We start from the raw sequence: 18045 nt of genomic DNA, 5'->3' as shown, positions 1-18045 counted from the left end.
ACAGTTATTTTTAAGCTTATAATGAAAAATTACACCAATATATCAGACCTATCAAACCTTCAAGATACTATTAAGGATGCCATTTTGTTGAAAATGAACCCTTTTGAACATATCGATTTAGGAAAACATAAAACCTTGGTCTTGCTCTTTTTTAACGCCAGTTTGCGTACCCGTTTAAGTACAGAAAAAGCAGCGAAAAATTTAGGAATGCAGACCATGACGCTCAATGTTAATGATGCCTGGCAGTTAGAATTTGAAGATGGAACCACCATGAACGCTAATACGTCTGAACACATTAAAGAAGCAGCAAGAGTGATATCTCAGTATGCAGATGTCATCGCTGTTCGGGCATTCCCTGGCTTAAAAGACAAGCGTAAAGACGAGTCTGAACAAGTGATCAACAGCTTTTTGAAATATGCAACGGTGCCAATCGTTAATATGGAAAGCGCCACGGCACATCCTTTACAAGCATTGGCAGACGCTATTACAATTTCGGAACTTACCGAAAAGGCAAAGCCCAAAGTGGTATTGTCTTGGGCGCCACACCCTAGAGCTTTACCACAGGCTGTAGCAAACTCCTTTGTTGAAATGATGCAGCTTTTAGAGGTTGATTTGAGCATTACCCATCCTGAGGGTTATGAGTTGAATCCAGACATTACCAAAACCACACCCATATATCATGATCAAGAAGAGGCCTTAAAAGATGCTGATTTTGTCTATGTTAAAAATTGGAGTAATTATGAGCATTATGGAGAAATCTTAAGTCAAGATACCAATTGGATGATGACTCAAAAAAAACTGGGACGCGCTAAATTTATGCACTGTCTGCCCGTAAGACGAAATGTTGTTGTGGAAGATGCGGTTTTAGATGGAAATCAATCGGTCGTGATGCATCAGGCTAATAATAGAACCTATGCCGCGCAAATTGTATTGAAGCAAATTTTAGAACAGATGAATTTGTCTTAAAACGATGTTCTTTAAAACTTAGAATATGAAAACGCTCAAAGTCATAAAAATTGGAGGTAACATCATCGATGATCATGAGGCGCTGCACCAATTTTTAATCGATTTTTCAAGTATTGAAGATCCCAAGATCTTAGTGCATGGCGGCGGAAAACTTGCTACAAAACTAGCCGAGCAATTGCATGTAGAGGTCAAAATGGTAGATGGGAGACGCATTACAGATCATGCTACTTTAGACATTATTACCATGGTCTATGCGGGAAAAATCAATAAAAATCTTGTTGCCAAATTACAGGCCAATCATTGCAATGCCGTTGGCTTTACTGGGGCAGACGGCAACACGATTGTTTCAAAAAAAAGACCAGTAACCCCAATTGATTACGGCTACGCTGGTGATGTTATTAAAGTAAACCGAGAGGTTTTGGAATTGTTACTAGACAATGGGGTTACGCCCGTATTTTCAGCCATCACCCATGATCAAAAAGGACAATTGTTAAATACCAATGCAGATACCATTGCATCAGAATTGGCTATTGCTTTTGCATCAACATACAACGTAGAGCTGTATTATTGTTTCGAAAAAAATGGAGTGCTGCGTGATGTTGACGATGAGTCCTCCGTGATAGCACACATTGATAGCAAAAGCTATCCCCAGCTCGTTTCCGAAGGCGTTATTTTTGAAGGAATGCTCCCCAAATTGAATAACTGTTTTTATGCCATAGAGCGTGATGTCAAAAAAGTGTGCATCGGGAAATCTCAAATGCTATTCAATGCAAACGCCAAACATACCACCATCACATCATGATAGAAAAGCTCACTCAAGATGCCATAGCATTGCTTAGAACACTCATTGAGACGCCATCATTTTCTTCGGAAGAAGATGGCACTGCAAGCCACATCGAAACTTGGTTTAAAAAGCAGACCATTCCATTCAACAGAACAACTAATAATATTTGGGCTACTAACAAGTACTTTGATGAGACTAAGCCAACCTTACTTTTAAATTCTCATCATGATACGGTAAAGCCAAATAATGGCTATACAAAAGATCCCTTTAAGGCTATTGTAGAAGCGGGAAAACTGTTTGGTTTAGGAAGCAATGATGCCGGAGGCTGCTTGGTCTCATTGTTGGCCACTTTTGCCTATTTTTATTCTAAAGAAAATTTAGCATATAATCTTGTGATTGTCGCCTCTGCTGAAGAAGAAAGCAGTGGTAAAAAGGGGTTAAATAGCATGCTGTCAATTCTGCCAGCTATTGATGTAGCTATCGTTGGCGAACCCACGTTAATGCATTTGGCCATTGCAGAAAAGGGGTTGGTTGTCTTTGATGCAGAAGTCAAGGGTACGGCAAGTCACGCGGCACACCCAAATGATGATAATGCTATTTATAACACCATTGCTGTTTTACAGTGGTTTCAGGATTATCGTTTTAAAAAGACTTCGGAAACTTTAGGTGAAGTAAAAATGACCGTCACCCAGATCAATGCGGGCAAACAACACAACGCGGTGCCCTCTGAAGTGAAATTAGTTGTGGATGTTAGAGTGAACGATAAGTATTCAAATCAAGAGATTGTTGACATTCTTCAAAAAGAGGCTCCCTGTGATGTGATCCTTCCGAGAAGTATCAAATTGAACTCGTCGTCTATCCCAAAAGAACACCCCTTGGTTTTAGCGGGATTAGCGCTGGGCAGGCAGACCTATGGCTCTCCAACACTATCAGATCAGGCGGTATTAACTTGCCCTTCCTTAAAATTGGGTCCAGGAGATAGCACCCGATCACATTCTGCCGATGAGTTTATTTATATCAGAGAGATTGAGGAAGGTATAGCACTTTATATAAAATTATTGGAAACACTATTGTAGAAAAGACATTCAGGTAAAGTCGAAAGATCAGCTTTGATTTGCTTCAATACAACTAAAAATAAGACGTATGAAATTGTGGGATAAAGGTATTTCCATCGATAAAAAAATAGAACAATTTACGGTAGGAAATGATCGAGAGATTGACATGTTCATTGCTAAATATGATTTACAAGCGTCCTTAGCTCATGCTAAAATGCTGCATAAGATTGAGATTTTATCTGCAGATGAATTGCAGCAACTTGAAAAAGGTTTAGAGGGATTGTCTCAAGAAATTGAAGATGGAACCTTTGTTATTGAGCCTCAATTTGAGGACGTACATTCTAAGATAGAATTTGAATTGACTAAGACCTTGGGCGATGTGGGTAAAAAAATTCATACGGCACGCTCTAGAAATGATCAAGTTTTGGTAGCGCTACAGTTGTTTTATAAAGCGCATCTTAACCAAATTTACAGTAAAACGGAGACCTTATTCAATACCTTATTGAAATTGGCAGAAACGCATAAAGACCATTTGCTGCCAGGTTATACGCATTTGCAAGTGGCCATGCCATCCTCGTTCGGACTTTGGTTTTCAGCTTATGCTGAAACATTAATTGATGACGTCTATGTTTTGAAAGCGGCAATACAAACCGTAGACCAAAACCCGCTGGGGTCAGCGGCAGGATATGGCAGTTCGTTTCCTATAGATAGGGCTTTTACAACAGAAGCTTTGGGCTTTGCAACATTAAAGTACAATGTGGTTTCAGCTCAAATGAGTCGCGGTAAAAGTGAGCGGATTATCGCCATGGCATTGGGCGGTTTATGTAATACCTTGTCTCGTTTTGCTATGGATGTCTGCTTGTACAATAGCCAAAACTTCGGTTTTATTTCTTTTCCCGATGAATTGACCACAGGGAGCAGCATCATGCCACATAAAAAGAATCCAGATGTCTTTGAACTTATTCGAGGTAAAGCAAATAAAGTACAAGCATTATATTCTGAAATGGTTCTCATTACCAATAATTTGCCTAGTGGCTATCATCGCGATTTTCAGCTATTAAAAGAGCCTATGATTAGTGCTATTGTAGATGTCTTGGCTATTTTAGATATTTTTGATTATGCCATTCAAAAGGCTAACGTAAAAGCGATCGATTTAAACGACGAAAAATACCAGTATCTTTTTACAGTAGATAATATCAATACGTTGGTTGAAGGCGGAATGTCTTTTAGGGAGGCCTACCAAAAGATAGGTAGCCAAGTTCAGGACGGAAGTTACCGGCCAGACACTTCAAAACAGCATTCTCACCTTGGTAGTATTGGTAATTTGTGCTTAGATAAAATTAAACAGAAGTTCCCAAAATCATAAACTCCCAATTAGTGACGAGCTGTCAATAATTGGGAGCAACATTTTTTATGCCGATTTAAATGGTGAAAAACGCAGAGAGTTAATCACACAGATTAATCCATCACAAACTTAAAGCCAGCGGTGATGATTCTAAAATTAAAGGTGGTGTCCCTATCGTATTGGTAAAATTTCAGATCAATACTCTTAAGACCGAAACTCCAGAGGTGTGCTTTTGCGAAGATATCGGTATAGGATACTCCAAAGCCATATTGATTTGCACTATACTCTGAAAGATCATAATCTGAAGTATAGAATGGGGCTGTAGACAGATTTTGATTGGCAGGGGCAAAATAATCTGCCGCTGTTTGATTGTAAAATCTGTAGGATGGATACACCGTAAATTTATCAGATAGTTTTACCGGCACTTCAATGCTTGCGGTATGGCTATTGATTCCCCAGTCATCAAAATAATACCTGTAGTACGTGCGAAGCGTTAATCGCTCATTAAGGTACCAATTTAAGCGTCCGCCAATGGCTACTTTAAAACGGGTGTCGGGAAGTTGTTCAACAGCATCAGCCAATTGAAAATTGTCAATAAAAGAATCTGCAACATCAGCAAAATAGACCCGTTGAAATGGTGTGGATAACAAGCCTTGCTGCTGTATTAAGTCTAAAGCCAAAGACCCCTGAACATTTTTATGAAGAATCTGAGAAAACCCTAACCCGAGAGAATAGGAGTTTCTTCCTTCACTCTCAAATTCGGAAAACATAGGATTATAATTGGTGTTTCCTGTAATTGTATTTTGATTGAACAATTGGCTGTTTAAGCCACTGCCACCCTCAGCAAAAGGTCTTAATTCTGTAGGATAAATTGCGTTCCAAGTGTCAACATAGATATTGGCATTGACGCTCACCTCTGTATTTTTCTCATTGAAAAGCTTAGTGTAACTCCCGCCAAAACCAAGTGAAAAATAATCGTATTCTGAAGAGACCGATACTTTTGCAGACCATATGTCATTTCTATCATCGGAGCTATGGCTGTAAGCCCCAGTTAAATTAGCCCAAAGATCACTTCCAGAAGCACCAGAACTGGCTACAAAGGGATCTGCAGGCCCACTGCCGTCAAAAGGGCCAATGTTGCTAGAGGATGCTGAAGTATAGGCTGATACTCCGGCATCTATGGTGAGTACATCATCATCATTCATTGGGATAGAGACTACAAAAGTTGCAGTAACATCTGTGAGTTCCTCAGTTCCTATGCCGCCACTTACGGCTGCATTATCACCATCTTGTGAATAATAGCTGGATAGAAAATCGATTTCGGTGGTTTCTAAAACCCGTTTCTTATAGACTTGGGTCGAGTCTTTGGTTTGTTCTTGAGACACCATTAATAAAGGTGACGTCATCACAAGCGCTAATGAAATTATTTTAAGTATGTTCATTCTGTGGTTATGGCATCGTATGATTAATAATTGGATAGAGTTGGTTAATTACAACCACATCCACCGCCTGTTTTTCCGCCATTGGCGCCAACAGCCGCCTCGCGATACGAATGTGCGGTGCTAATGTTGCGATCTGCTTTCTTATCTGAAAGCGCCATATCTGGATCATTGAGGTTTATTTTCTCATATTCTTTTACAACGACGCAAGAACTGAGTGACGCTAGCATAAAAGCAATGGCGACAAATCTTTTGATCATAATTTCTGAATTTTAATATTATCTGATGTAAACACTTGACCTTTTTCGTCAATAATGATACACTCTATTTTAGGAAACTGATTAATTCTACTCAACCCTACGTCTTTGCCCATAACAAAAACCGAAGTTGCTAGTGCATCTGCAAGTTCTGCTTTTGGTGCAAAAACGGTAACACTAATAATGCCACTAGAGGGCATTCCTGAGCGCGGATCAATAATATGGGTATAGCGTTTGCCATTAAATTCTACAAACTTCTCATAATTACCAGAGGTTACAACCGCACCGTCAGTGATTGGTAAAAGCCCGTATGATTTGGACTTATCCATCGGATTTGTGATTGCCACTTTCCATTCTTCACCGTTAGGTTGTTTTCCCCAGGTATTCATATCTCCAGAAGCATTGATAATTCCCGAAGGTACACCTTTAGATATCAGGAACGCTTTGGTTTTATCTGCAGCATACCCTTTTCCAATAGCTCCAAAACCAATTTTCATTCCTTCTAATTTAAGAAATACCGTACTAAGTTCTTTGTTTAAAAGGATATTTTTATAACCCACTTTGTCAACCGAGGCCTTAATATCTTTAGCCTCTGGCATGGTGGTCATTGATCCGTCAAATTTCCAGATTTTATCCATGGAGGCATAGCTAATATCAAAGGCGCCATCGGTTAATCTTGAAATTCCGATAGCTCGTTCAATCAGTTCGAATAATTCTGCATCTACTTTTACAGGTTTGATGCCAGCATTTCTATTGATTTCAGAAGTTTGAGAATTAGGATCCCAAGATGAAATTAGCTTTTCAATGCGCGTAATTTCGGCAACTGCAGTATCTATATAAGCTTGTCCTTTTTCTTCATTATCTGCCACAACCGTAATATCAAAACGACTCCCCATTAACTTGAGGGTACGTTTATAAGGATGCTGACTAAAGCAACTTATGGATAGGCAAAAGCCTAAAATAAGTAAAGTGTAGTGTTTAAAATTATTTGATGAAAGCATTCAAATCTTTGATATAAGCGTCGGGTGTGGTTTTCTTGTATCCTGTTTCTCCTAAAACGTTTCCATTATGATCCAAAACAACAACAAATGGAAATATCCCATTGGTATTGTAAGTTTCAGCCAATTTTGCATTAGCTGCCATTTGTTCTTTCGATAGGGAATTTGAATTTTTTCTAGGGAAATCAGCTTGAAGCATGACATAGTGCTCTTTGGCGTAAGTTTTAAACGTGTCTGTACTCCAAATAGACCTGTCTAGCTTCATACACGGGGCACACCAATCTGAACCTTGAAAAACCAAGATGATCGGTTTGTTGTCTTTTGAGGCCAATGTTTTCGCTTTATTAAAATCAGTTTGCCATTCTTGAGCGCTTATAGCGCCTACATTAATGACTAGAATCATTAATGCTAAAATTACTTTTTTCATGAGGTTCTTATATTACATCCAAGTAACGCAATTACAATGCCGCTTAGTGCTTTTGTAATCCTAAATTAAACATAAATGATGGATTTGAATATAAAAAAGAAAATAAGATTTAGGGATGGTAATCCCTAAATCTTATTTCTAAAGACGTATTTAAATAATGGTAGATTGACCCAAGTGAATGTTGCTAAAATTCATATTGGTGTCATGAGGATTATTAATAAAATCCTCTATAAAATCACCAACTTTAGCGGTGCTAATATGATTGTACTTGGTATTAAGATCTGGCGTGGTGATATTGAGTTTTAACGATTTTTCAACACCCTCACGAATGAGGTCTGCTTCTTCAAAAAGTTCAAAATGATCCAATAGCATAGCTGCCGATAAAATAGAAGCAATGGGGTTGGCAATACCAAGGTTTTTAGCCTGAGGATATGAGCCATGGATGGGCTCAAACATAGCATATTTATTGCCAACTGAAGCAGATGCCAATAACCCAATAGATCCACCAATAACGCTGGCTTCATCACTAATAATGTCACCAAACATGTTCTCTGTAAGGATCACATCAAACTGTTTTGGATTTAAGATCATTTGCATTGCGGCATTGTCCACAAAAAGAAAATCCAAGGACACATCTGGATAGTCTGAGGCAATTTCTGTAACGACTCTTCGCCATAAGCGGGAGCTTTCCAAAACGTTGGCTTTATCTACTAAAGTCACCTTGTTTTTACGAGTTTGAGCTGCTTTAAATGCCAAATGGGCAATGCGCTCAATTTCCATTCGGGAATACTCGCAGAGATCAGAAGCTGTATTGCCATCTTCACTTAATGACTTTTCTCCAAAATAAATACCACCAGTTAATTCGCGATAAATGCTAATATCTGTACCCTTAATGATCTGTCGTTTTAAAGGTGACTTATCCAAAAGGTTGTCGTAAGCTTTAACAGGACGAATGTTGGCAAATAGCCCTAGCTCTTTTCGCAGTTTTAACAGCCCCTGTTCAGGTCTTATCTTGGCAGACGGGTTGTTGTCAAATCTAGGATCTCCAATAGCGCCAAATAAAATAGCATCTGTGCTCTTGCAAAGATCTAATGTTTTTTTAGGTAACGGATCGTTAAATTCATCAATAGCAACGGCACCTACCGAAGCATATTTAAATTGAAATGAATGATCAAACTCTTGAGCAATGGCCTTCAAAACCTTCACGGCTTGTGACGTGACTTCTGGCCCAATGCCATCTCCCGGTAATACAGCAATTTTTAATTTCATCGTGTTCGTGCAAAAGCAGGGTTATCCTGATCGTTATAGTAATGTTATGTATTGCCCGGTTTTACGGGCCCTTTTTTATATTTTAGTTGACCGAAGCTTCAAAAGCCTCGATCGTATTTTTCTGACTTAATAAATAATCAATATCATCATATCCATTGATCATGCATGTTTTTTTGTAAGGATCAATATCAAAATGTTCGGTTGCGTTTTTGCCTTCTATGGAAATCGTCTGCGCTTCCAAATTGACATGCAATTGGGTAGTTGGATCTGCTATGATGGTTTTCATGAGGATTTCTAAAAAACCTTCGGAAACTTGAATTGGAAGCAAGCCATTGTTTAGCGCATTTCCTTTAAAAATATCTGCAAAAAAACTGGAAACAATAACGCTAAAACCATAATCTGTTAAGGCCCAAGCGGCGTGTTCACGACTGGAGCCACATCCAAAATTATCACCAGCAACCAATATGCTGCCAGAGTATTTAGGATTATTGAGTGCAAAATCTTTGTTGATGGTTCCATCTTTTTGAAATCGCCAATCCCGGAAAGCATTTTCACCAAAACCCTGTCTATCTGTTGCCTTTAAAAAGCGAGCAGGAATGATCTGGTCGGTATCAACGTTCTCAATGTTAAGAGGGATAGCTGTCGATGTTAAGGTTATAAATTTTCTCATTTTAGAATCCCGATTTTAATTAAGTTGCGCGCTAATATCTACAATTTTACCTTCTATAGCAGTTGCTGCTGCCATGAGCGGACTGGCTAAAATGGTACGCGCACCTTGGCCTTGTCTTCCTTCAAAATTTCTATTGCTAGTAGAAACGCAATATTCGCCTTGCGGAATTTTATCATCATTCATTGCTAAACATGCACTGCAACCAGGTTGGCGTAACTCAAAGCCGGCAGCATCAAAAATAGCCTTTAAGCCTTCGTCCATGATTTGTGATTCTACCTGTTTGCTTCCAGGAACTAACCAAGCTGTGACATTATCTGCTTTTTGCTTGCCTTTAATATATTGCGCTGCGACTCTAAAATCTTCAATCCTAGAATTGGTGCAACTCCCAATAAATACAAAGTTGATGGGTTTCCCAATAAGGGACTCTCCTTTTTTAAAGTTCATGTAAGCCAAAGACTTTTCGAAAGAAGCATCGCTCGTTTCCGGTATATAATCTGAAATTTTAATTCCCATACCAGGATTGGTTCCGTAGGTAACCATTGGCGCAATATCTTGGGCGTCAAAATGAAATTCTTTATCAAAAATCGCATCCTCATCTGTAGGCAAGGTTTTCCAATAAGCAACTTTCTTATCGAAAGCTTCTCCTTGAGGTGCGAATTTTCGTCCTTCTACATAATCAAATGTAGTTTGGTCTGGAGCAATCATGCCACCTCTCGCGCCCATTTCAATGCTCATATTACACACGGTCATTCTGCCTTCCATAGTCATGTTTTCAAAGACCTCACCAGCATATTCGCAGAAATAGCCTGTGCCTGCATTGGTTCCTATTTTAGAGATGATATATAAAATAACGTCTTTTGGTAACACACCGTTTTTTAATTGGCCATTAACCGTAACACGTAAACTTTTTGGTTTTGATAATAAAAGACACTGGCTGGCAAATACTTGTGCTACTTGGCTGGTGCCAATACCAAAAGCAATAGTGCCAAAAGCCCCATGGGTTGAGGTATGGCTATCTCCACAAACTATGGTCATGCCCGGTTGAGTAATCCCTAATTCTGGTGCCATGACGTGCACTATGCCGTTATATTTATGCCCAAGTTCATAGAGCGTAATGTTATTCTTTTTACAATTTTCAGAAAGTTGTTCGAGCTGTTTTCTCGAGAGATCATCCTTAATTGGTAAATGTTGATTGGTGGTTGGCGTGTTGTGATCTGCCGTAGCCACAATTTGATCTGGCCTAAATACAGGGATGTTTCTGTCTTCAAGCTCTTTAAAAGCTTGAGGACTCGTTACTTCATGAATCAAATGCTTATCTATATATAATATTTGGGGCCCTTTCTCAATGGCGCTTACCACGTGTGCATCCCAAACTTTATCAAATAATGTCTTACCCATAGTTGTCACTTTTCCGAAGAAAATAAATTTTAATTATGCCGAAATGATCTCACGATACACTTGGCTGGTCTCAATAATCTGGTGAATGTCGTTATCGTTAATTTCTTTTTTGCGATCTGCAAAGGTTAGGAAATTCGCATAGACATTATCCAATTGAAGTTTGGTTAATTCATAACCTACATTTTTGGCTCTGTAGGCCAAAGCAGCTCGTCCACTTCTAGCGGTTAACACAATGGCAGAATCGGTAACGCCCACTTCCTTAGGATCAATGATTTCATAAGTGCCCTTATTTTTTATCATTCCATCTTGATGAATGCCTGAGCTATGCGCAAAAGCATTAGCTCCTACAATGGCCTTGTTTGGTTGAGTGTAAATACCCATGCTCTCACTAACCAATTGGCTAATGCTGTATAGTTTTTTGGTATCGATGCTCGTGTCTAAATTGAGGTACGGATGTTGTTTTAAAATCATCACCACCTCTTCTAATGCTGTGTTACCAGCACGCTCACCTATGCCATTAATGGTACATTCTATTTGACGAGCACCATTGATTACACCTTCTATAGAGTTGGCGGTTGCTAAGCCCAAGTCATTATGGCAATGGCAAGATAGAATGGCTTTTTCTATGCCTTTGACATTCTCTTTAAGATACTTCATTTTAGCGCCATATTCACTTGGTAGGCAATATCCCGTGGTATCTGGAATATTGAGCACTGTTGCACCAGCTTTAATGGCGGCCTCGCAAACACGCGCTAAATACTCATTATCGGTTCTGCCTGCATCTTCAGCATAAAACTCTACATCCTCAACATAAGACTTTGCCATTTTTACAGCGTCAAAGGCACGCTGTAAAATAGCGTCTTGATTAGAATTGAATTTGTATTTAATATGAGATGCTGAGGTGCCAATACCCGTGTGTATTCTGGGGTGCTTTGCGTATTTTAAGGCTTCGGCAGCAACTTTGATATCATTTTCAACAGCGCGAGTTAACCCACAAACCGTAGCTTGTTTTACCAGCTTTGAGATTTCTTCTACAGATTTAAAATCACCCGGGCTCGATACCGGAAAACCAGCCTCAATGACGTTAACGCCCAGTAAATCCAGTTGTTTGGCAATAACTAATTTTTGATCAGTGTTGAGTTTACATCCTGGCACTTGCTCGCCATCTCTTAGGGTCGTGTCGAAAATTTGTACGTTATTGTCAGACATTTATTGAATTTTATTTCTCTGTTGACTAACGAATTTATACTTTGAATATTTATATTTTTACTTATTTCAATCTAGTTTACGACGTTCAACCCATTTGTAACATCATAAAATATTGATTTTTAATTAAATAACAATAATTTCGATTGATGACTAAAGACCATAAAGACAATCTTTTTTCTCTAATAAAGTCCTTGACTAAGTCCGAAAAGCGTCAGTTCAAGCTCTATGTTGGTCGTTTGGATGTCAATCAAGATTCTAAATTCTTAAACCTTTTTAATTTTTTAGATAAGGCATCATCTTATGATGAGGGAGCAATTTTAAAAACGGCTATTGTTAAAAAACAGCAATTGGCAAATGTCAAGGCACACTTATATAAGCAAATCTTGATAAGTTTAAAGCTTAACCCTTCGCATCAAAATATTAGATCCCAAATACGAGAGCAATTGGATTTTGCATCTATTTTGTATCATAAAGGACTCTATAAACAGAGTTTGAAAATCTTAGACAAATCAAAGGAAGTCGCGATTCAAAATGAAGAGAAAAATCTGGCTTACGAAATCGTTGAACTAGAAAAAATTATCGAGTCGCAATACATTACCAGAAGTATTAGCACTAGGGCTGATGAGTTGGCCATACAAGCCAAAGAGTTAAGCTCTTTAAATGTTATTGCAAGTAAATTATCTAATTTATCGCTACAGCTCTACAGCTTTATTTTAAAAACGGGCTATGTAAAAAATGAGACCGAAAGTAAATTGGTGACCGATTATTTTGTGGAGCATTTGCCAAAATACAACATACAGGATTTAGGGTTTCGTGAAAAGTTATGGCTTTATAATGCAAATTTATGGTATGCGTTTTTGATGCAGGATTTTTTAAATTGTTTTAAATACGCATCCAAATGGGTAAAGTTGTTTCGCGAATACCCAAACATGATTCAATTGAATCCGGTATTTTTTCTTAAGGGCCATAATTACTTATTAGAGGCTTTGTTTTACATTCAAAACAAGTCAAAATTTCAAGATGCGCTCATTCAATTTCAAATTACCACTGCAGAAAAGCGTTTTCCTAAGGACGAAAACGTTCAGGCATTAACCTTTTTGTACCTTAATTTAAACTCAATCAACCTTTATTTTATTGATGGTAGCTTTGAGGACGGATTAAAAATTATTCCGAAGATTGAGTCAGAGTTGAACCATTATCTTAACCGTTTGGACATACATCATAGAATGATTTTCTATTATAAGTTCGCCAGTATGCATTTTGGGGCAGGCAATAACAAAGACTGTATATTTTACCTAAATAAAATTATTAGCAACAAGTCTTTGTTGATGCGAGAAGATTTACAATGTTTTGCGCGTGTGCTCAATCTTGTGGCTCATTATGAGGCAGGTTTAGATTACCATATTGAAACGCTCTTAAGAAGCACTTATAAATTCCTTTTAAAAATCAACGACTTGTACGAAGTTCAAAAAGAAATGATCAAATTTATTAGAGGGCTTCAAGATATTTACCCTCAGGATATCAAATCTGCTTTCATCAAGCTTCATCAAAAATTAAAAGTTTACGAAGACCATCCTTATGAGCGTCGTGCATTTTTGTATTTGGATATTATTTCTTGGCTAGAAAGTAAAATCGAAAACAAACCTGTTGGACAGATTATTAGAGATAAATATCAATTAAAAGTAGCAGGTTTATAGTATAGATTATCAATAAAGATGACAAAAAAATCAAGTTCCTTAAAATTATCAAAACGCAAAAAACGCCTGTTTAAAGTTGGGGCTGTATTTATGGCTTTTTTGTTTTTGTTTATTATGGAACTTTTACTTCGTGCAGTGGGTTACGGAAAAGATTATCCTTTGTTTATTGAAGACTTGCAAGATGAGAGTAAGTTGATAATGAATCCTGAGATCGGGCAAAAGTATTTTTTTAATCCTGAAAATGCCACAAAAGGCTTACCAAGACCGTTTGATAAAATTAAGAAGGAAGGAGCTTTTAGGGTTGTCATTATGGGGGCTTCTACTGCGGTTGGATATCCTTATAAATATCATGGCGGCTTTCAGCATTGGTTAGAATATGCGCTTAATAGAAGTTATCCCAACCAAAACATCGAAATAATAAATACCGCATTAACTGCGGTTAATTCTTATACATTGCTTGATGTTACAGAGGACATTGTGGCTCAAGAACCAGACCTTGTACTCATTTATGCCGGCCATAATGAGTATTATGGAGCGCTGGGAGTTGGCTCAACAAGTTCCCTAGGAAATAGTCCTTGGATTGTAAGGTTAATGCTCAGTTTGAGAGAAGTACGTTTGGTGCAATTAATAACCAACGGTATTTTGTCTCTTAAGGGCGACGAAGATAAACAGACGACTTTAAATAAGAATCTCATGGAAAAAATGGTTGAGGATCAAAAAATCCCATTAGATTCAGATTTATATCAAGCAGGAATTAATCAATTTGAAAATAACCTTGAGGATCTTTTGAGCATTCTGAAAGAGCATGATGTTCCCACTTATTTGAGCACTGTTGTTAGTAATGAAAAAGATATCAAACCTTTTATTAGCGATTCAATTCCATCGGAAACATCAGCAAATTATTACTACAGACAGGGTACTGCTAATTTCTATGACAAAAACTATGTTGATGCAAAATCTGATTTTGTAATGGCCAAAGAGCTAGATCTGTTGCGATTTCGTGCACCAGAGGCTATGAATGCAGCCATTAAGACATTTGCCAATGAGTTTTCGAATGTGATTTTGATTGATAGTAAAAGTAATTTTGAAAATAAGACTGAGCATCAAATTATTGGAGACCATTTGTTATTAGAGCATGTACACCCTAATACGAAAGGTTATGCTATAATAGCACATTCCTTTTACGAGGCCATCGTAGCTTCAAATATGTTAACAGGCCTAGATAAAAAATTCACACTAAAGGATTTAGAGTTTGAGATGCCCGTTACCGCTCTAGATTCTTTAGAAGGCCATTATGAGGTCTTGATGCTCAAAGACGGATGGCCATATTTTGAGCCTTTCCCAAAAATGGATGTTCAAAAAATGTCCGTTCCAGAACAAATCGCAGGTCAATTGGCTGTTAATAAAATGAATTGGCAAAAAGCCACACTTAATCTTTACGAGTATTACAATAAAAACGGAGACTCTTTAAATGCATTGAAAGTGCTAGAATCGGTAACATTGACCTATCCTAATGAATCTGTTAATTTTTTAAATGCTGGGCGATTAGCTGCTCAACTAAATATGATGAACAAAGCACTTTATCTGTTTGACCGTGCAGCTAAAATTGATGGCTCTAACCAAACATTAGGTGCAATTAGTAAGAATTTAATTGAGTCAAACCACTACAGCGAAGCATTATCATATTTGATCTTAATGAAATCTCAAGAAGATGAAGGCGGTTTTGCTCATCAAGTATTTAAAGTAGTGACTAATATTTTGAGATTAAAAAATGATCAATCGGCGCTATTGGAAAATTCTGATTTGAAAATAGAACTTGCGAAAAATTACTTGCTTATTGGTAAACGCAAGGAAGCATTGTTATCTTTAAAATCTGTTTTGGAAAACGACCCGAACCATGTTTTAGCGAGTCAAATGATTAATGATATGCAGAAATAGTATGGAGATATTAAAAGAGTTTTGGGGTTTTCTAAGAACCAGAAAAAAATATTGGCTCATTCCTTTAATTACCATGCTTTTACTTATTAGCATTTTAATTGTCATTACTGCTGGTTCTGCTTTAGCACCGTTCATTTACTCTTTGTTTTAAATGAAGATCTGGCAACATATTACAAAACAACAATGCGCTGAAACAGCAGTTGTTTTAGCAGTGGTTTTAATTTTTATAGGTTATAACCTTGATGATTGGAGGTATGTGCTTTCAGCAGGCATCATTTTGGTGCTAAGTCTAGTGATGCCTATCGTCTTTTATCCGCTTGCTAAATTATGGTTTGCACTTGGTGTGTTGCTCAGTATGGTGTCCACTAAAATTTTACTCACCGTTTTATTTTTTCTGATTTTAACTCCAATGGCACTTTTCCGAAAATGGATTGGTAAGGACTCCTTGATGTTGAAACGTTTTAAGAAAGAAACTGATTCTGTGCTTATCACTCGAGATCATACGTTTTCAACAGAAGATTTGAAACATCCTTATTAGTCATGAGAAACGCAGTATTAGGTATTTCCGCTTTTTTTCATGATAGTGCCGCAGTACTTTTGATTGATGGAAACATTGTGGCAGCCGCCCAAGAGGAACGATTTACGCGAATTAAAAATGACGCCTCCTTTCCTGTAAATGCTATAAAATTTGTTTTGAAACAAGGTGGTATTGATGACAATCAACTTACGGCTGTGGCTTACTACGAAAAGCCATTTGTAAAGTTTGAACGTCTTTTAGAGACATATCATGCTTTTGCGCCAAAAGGACTGACGAGTTTTTTAAGAGCGATGCCACTTTGGTTAAGGGATAAGCTTTTTCTTCGGAAAACCATAAAGTCTAAATTAGAAGATTTAGGGCAGGAGAATATTGAGATCTATTTTCCAGAGCATCATTTATCCCATGCAGCTAGCGCTTTTTATCCTTCCCCTTTTTTAGACGCCACTATAGTAACTATTGACGGTGTAGGAGAATGGGCTACCATGACTATCGGTATAGGAAAAGGGAAAACTATTGAAGTTTTAAGAGAACAGCATTTTCCGCACTCTATTGGTTTGTTATATTCAGCATTCACTTATTTTTTAGGCTTTGAGGTCAATAAAGGCGAGTATAAATTGATGGGCTTGGCTGCTTACGGGACTCCTGAATCAGAAGAAACAAAGGGATTTATTGATGAAATTCAAGAGAAATTGGTAGATATCAGGGAGGATGGTTCAATACTTTTGAACATGAACTACTTTAAGTTTGCCACCCATCTTCAAATGACTGATAATGATAAGTGGCAGTCACTATTTCATTTAAAGAAAAGAGAACCAAATGAGCCTTTGTTGCAAATCCACGCCAACTTAGCTTTTGCCATTCAAAAAATCACAGAGATCATTGTTTGCAAAATTGTGAAAACGGCGGTAGCTTTAACAGGGGTTCCCAACTTGGTGATGGCTGGAGGTGTCGCTTTAAATAGTGTGATTAATGGAAAGATCTTAGAATTAAAAGAGGTCGATAAGCTTTGGATTCAGCCAGCTGCGGGTGATTCTGGTGGGGCCTTGGGTGCGGCTTTTTCTGTTTGGCATATTTCTAAAAATATGGATCGCATCATAAAAAATCCAGATGCCATGCGAGGTGCTTATTTAGGACCAGATTTTACTCAAAGTGAAATATGGTCATCTTCATTAAATTTTAAAAAAGCTACCAATAAATATTATGATTCGGTAGATGAATTATTAAAAAACACGGTCGAACATCTGGCTAATGGTAAAGTTGTAGGGTGGTTTCAAGGTCGAATGGAATTTGGTCCAAGAGCTCTCGGCAACAGAAGTATAATTGCAGATGCACGCATTCCCGATATGCAAAAGCGACTGAATGCTAAAATTAAGTTTAGAGAGAGCTTTCGGCCATTTGCACCGAGCGTTTTGGAAGACGACGTCGCAGACTATTTTGAATTAGAAACAAGTTCTCCCTACATGTTATTAGTGAAGCCTATAAAATCTTCTCTAAAAAAAGAAGTGAAAAATAATACGGGTTTAGATTTTTTAGATCGATTAAGTGAACCAAGAAGTGATATTTCATCGGTAACCCATGTTGATTATTCTGCTCGTATACAAACGGTAAGCGCGCAATCTAATCCATTGTATTATAAGCTTCTTAAGGCATTCAAAGAAAAGACAGGTTGCGGTTTAATTATCAATACGAGCTTTAATATCAAGGACGAACCAATAGTTTGTTCTCCTAAAGATGCATTCCGTTGTTTTGAGGCTACAGACATGGATGTACTGGTGATTGGAAATTACATTTTTGAAAAGTCTGATTTTTAATTTCTTAAAAAGAAATCCGTAAAAAGATCCCGATAAATTTGGAATTCTAAATTTTCATTTGCAATATTTGTATTCACAAAGTTCAAACACTTACTGAAATGTTATCAAGAAAGGCGGAGGGATTAGACCCGTTGAAGCCTTAGCAACCCTTTGAATTTATCAATGAAGGTGCTAAATTCTACTAACGATTTCGATTCATTTATCGAACGTTAAGATAGATAACCTAAGCGTAATTACCCATCTG

Annotated in this window: 17 protein-coding genes and 1 riboswitch; of the genes, 9 read left to right on the top strand and 8 right to left on the bottom strand. The window is 37.7% G+C overall.

All coding sequences use genetic code 11. The features are described from left to right. Window positions 1-21: 21 nt before the first annotated feature. From P176_RS0106675 to argH, 4 genes are all read left to right on the top strand, one after another. Window positions 22-966 carry an acetylornithine carbamoyltransferase gene (locus tag P176_RS0106675; RefSeq protein ID WP_026753973.1) on the top strand — a complete coding sequence of 315 codons (945 nt, stop codon included), beginning with the start codon at window positions 22-24 and terminating at the stop codon, window positions 964-966. A gap of 25 nt (window positions 967-991) precedes the next feature. After that, complete coding sequence (gene argB / locus P176_RS0106670) at window positions 992-1768, top strand: acetylglutamate kinase (RefSeq protein WP_026753972.1); 777 nt, start codon at window positions 992-994, stop codon at window positions 1766-1768. Beyond that, entirely contained in the window at window positions 1765-2826 is a 1062-nt protein-coding gene (locus P176_RS0106665; RefSeq protein WP_026753971.1) for a M20 family metallo-hydrolase, read from the top strand. The genes argB and P176_RS0106665 overlap by 4 nt, the downstream gene beginning before the upstream one ends. Window positions 2827-2893: 67 nt before the next feature. After that, a complete protein-coding gene (argH, locus tag P176_RS0106660; protein WP_026753970.1) occupies window positions 2894-4171 on the top strand; it encodes an argininosuccinate lyase in 1278 nt (425 codons plus the stop codon). Between the two features lie 92 nt (window positions 4172-4263). On the opposite strand, the gene P176_RS0106655 is transcribed toward argH, so the two are convergent. The 8 genes from P176_RS0106655 to P176_RS19085 form a co-directional block, all read right to left on the bottom strand. Beyond that, window positions 4264-5556, bottom strand: coding sequence for a DUF3570 domain-containing protein (locus P176_RS0106655; RefSeq protein ID WP_197022191.1), 1293 nt, complete (start codon window positions 5554-5556; stop codon window positions 4264-4266). A gap of 80 nt (window positions 5557-5636) precedes the next feature. Continuing rightward, complete coding sequence (locus P176_RS0106650) at window positions 5637-5849, bottom strand: DUF4266 domain-containing protein (RefSeq protein ID WP_026753968.1); 213 nt, start codon at window positions 5847-5849, stop codon at window positions 5637-5639. Beyond that, window positions 5846-6847, bottom strand: coding sequence for an FAD:protein FMN transferase (locus P176_RS0106645; protein ID WP_051605417.1), 1002 nt, complete (start codon window positions 6845-6847; stop codon window positions 5846-5848). Before P176_RS0106645 ends, P176_RS0106650 begins: the two co-directional genes overlap by 4 nt. Continuing rightward, window positions 6831-7271: a thioredoxin family protein gene (locus P176_RS0106640; RefSeq protein ID WP_026753966.1), complete on the bottom strand. Its 441-nt coding sequence runs from the start codon at window positions 7269-7271 to the stop codon at window positions 6831-6833. Before P176_RS0106640 ends, P176_RS0106645 begins: the two co-directional genes overlap by 17 nt. Window positions 7272-7421: 150 nt before the next feature. Continuing rightward, window positions 7422-8540 carry a 3-isopropylmalate dehydrogenase gene (gene leuB, locus P176_RS0106635; protein ID WP_026753965.1) on the bottom strand — a complete coding sequence of 373 codons (1119 nt, stop codon included), beginning with the start codon at window positions 8538-8540 and terminating at the stop codon, window positions 7422-7424. Between the two features lie 82 nt (window positions 8541-8622). Continuing rightward, window positions 8623-9210, bottom strand: a complete 588-nt coding sequence (gene leuD, locus P176_RS0106630) for a 3-isopropylmalate dehydratase small subunit (protein ID WP_026753964.1) — start codon at window positions 9208-9210, stop codon at window positions 8623-8625. Window positions 9211-9225: 15 nt separating this feature from the next. Continuing rightward, on the bottom strand, window positions 9226-10608 hold the full coding sequence (gene leuC / locus P176_RS0106625) for a 3-isopropylmalate dehydratase large subunit (protein WP_026753963.1): 1383 nt from the start codon (window positions 10606-10608) through the stop codon (window positions 9226-9228). 33 nt (window positions 10609-10641) lie between these two features. Next, window positions 10642-11817 (bottom strand): 2-isopropylmalate synthase, encoded by a 1176-nt coding sequence (locus tag P176_RS19085; RefSeq protein WP_081820685.1) that lies wholly within the window; start codon window positions 11815-11817, stop codon window positions 10642-10644. Window positions 11818-11963: 146 nt separating this feature from the next. On the opposite strand from P176_RS19085, the gene P176_RS0106615 reads away from it, so the two are divergent. Genes P176_RS0106615 through P176_RS19075 form a run of 5 tightly spaced genes read left to right on the top strand, consistent with a single transcriptional unit; the run spans window position 11964 to window position 17801 of the window. Beyond that, window positions 11964-13514, top strand: coding sequence for a hypothetical protein (locus P176_RS0106615; RefSeq protein ID WP_026753962.1), 1551 nt, complete (start codon window positions 11964-11966; stop codon window positions 13512-13514). Between the two features lie 18 nt (window positions 13515-13532). Continuing rightward, a complete protein-coding gene (locus tag P176_RS0106610) occupies window positions 13533-15452 on the top strand; it encodes a hypothetical protein (RefSeq protein ID WP_026753961.1) in 1920 nt (639 codons plus the stop codon). Continuing rightward, window positions 15436-15603 (top strand): DUF5989 family protein, encoded by a 168-nt coding sequence (locus P176_RS20675; protein ID WP_369793762.1) that lies wholly within the window; start codon window positions 15436-15438, stop codon window positions 15601-15603. Before P176_RS0106610 ends, P176_RS20675 begins: the two co-directional genes overlap by 17 nt. Further along, on the top strand, window positions 15604-15990 hold the full coding sequence (locus P176_RS19980; protein ID WP_026753960.1) for an SxtJ family membrane protein: 387 nt from the start codon (window positions 15604-15606) through the stop codon (window positions 15988-15990). It begins immediately after the preceding gene. A 2-nt stretch (window positions 15991-15992) separates the two neighbouring features. Beyond that, the gene (locus P176_RS19075; RefSeq protein ID WP_037348767.1) at window positions 15993-17801 is read left to right on the top strand and encodes a carbamoyltransferase; all 1809 of its coding nucleotides are present in this window, start codon (window positions 15993-15995) and stop codon (window positions 17799-17801) included. Window positions 17802-17899: 98 nt separating this feature from the next. After that, window positions 17900-18026: riboswitch (SAM riboswitch) on the top strand. Window positions 18027-18045 lie beyond the last annotated feature (19 nt).

It is taken from the genome of Sediminibacter sp. Hel_I_10 (genome assembly GCF_000688335.1).
GTDB lineage: Bacteria > Bacteroidota > Bacteroidia > Flavobacteriales > Flavobacteriaceae > Psychroserpens.
The sequence above is the reverse complement of the archived record's forward strand: the minus strand, read 5'-3'. Positions and strand labels throughout refer to the sequence as shown.

Coding starts and splice junctions, on each gene's coding strand:
- P176_RS0106665 (WP_026753971.1), top strand. CDS start 1,765: ATGATAGAAAAGCTCACTCAAGATGCCATAGCATTGCTTAGAACACTC.
- P176_RS19085 (WP_081820685.1), bottom strand. CDS start 11,817: ATGTCTGACAATAACGTACAAATTTTCGACACGACCCTAAGAGATGGC.
- argH (WP_026753970.1), top strand. CDS start 2,894: ATGAAATTGTGGGATAAAGGTATTTCCATCGATAAAAAAATAGAACAA.
- leuB (WP_026753965.1), bottom strand. CDS start 8,540: ATGAAATTAAAAATTGCTGTATTACCGGGAGATGGCATTGGGCCAGAA.
- P176_RS19075 (WP_037348767.1), top strand. CDS start 15,993: ATGAGAAACGCAGTATTAGGTATTTCCGCTTTTTTTCATGATAGTGCC.
- P176_RS0106610 (WP_026753961.1), top strand. CDS start 13,533: ATGACAAAAAAATCAAGTTCCTTAAAATTATCAAAACGCAAAAAACGC.
- P176_RS0106645 (WP_051605417.1), bottom strand. CDS start 6,847: ATGCTTTCATCAAATAATTTTAAACACTACACTTTACTTATTTTAGGC.
- P176_RS0106655 (WP_197022191.1), bottom strand. CDS start 5,556: ATGACGTCACCTTTATTAATGGTGTCTCAAGAACAAACCAAAGACTCG.
- P176_RS0106650 (WP_026753968.1), bottom strand. CDS start 5,849: ATGATCAAAAGATTTGTCGCCATTGCTTTTATGCTAGCGTCACTCAGT.
- leuD (WP_026753964.1), bottom strand. CDS start 9,210: ATGAGAAAATTTATAACCTTAACATCGACAGCTATCCCTCTTAACATT.
- leuC (WP_026753963.1), bottom strand. CDS start 10,608: ATGGGTAAGACATTATTTGATAAAGTTTGGGATGCACACGTGGTAAGC.
- argB (WP_026753972.1), top strand. CDS start 992: ATGAAAACGCTCAAAGTCATAAAAATTGGAGGTAACATCATCGATGAT.
- P176_RS0106615 (WP_026753962.1), top strand. CDS start 11,964: ATGACTAAAGACCATAAAGACAATCTTTTTTCTCTAATAAAGTCCTTG.
- P176_RS19980 (WP_026753960.1), top strand. CDS start 15,604: ATGAAGATCTGGCAACATATTACAAAACAACAATGCGCTGAAACAGCA.
- P176_RS20675 (WP_369793762.1), top strand. CDS start 15,436: ATGATATGCAGAAATAGTATGGAGATATTAAAAGAGTTTTGGGGTTTT.
- P176_RS0106640 (WP_026753966.1), bottom strand. CDS start 7,271: ATGAAAAAAGTAATTTTAGCATTAATGATTCTAGTCATTAATGTAGGC.
- P176_RS0106675 (WP_026753973.1), top strand. CDS start 22: ATGAAAAATTACACCAATATATCAGACCTATCAAACCTTCAAGATACT.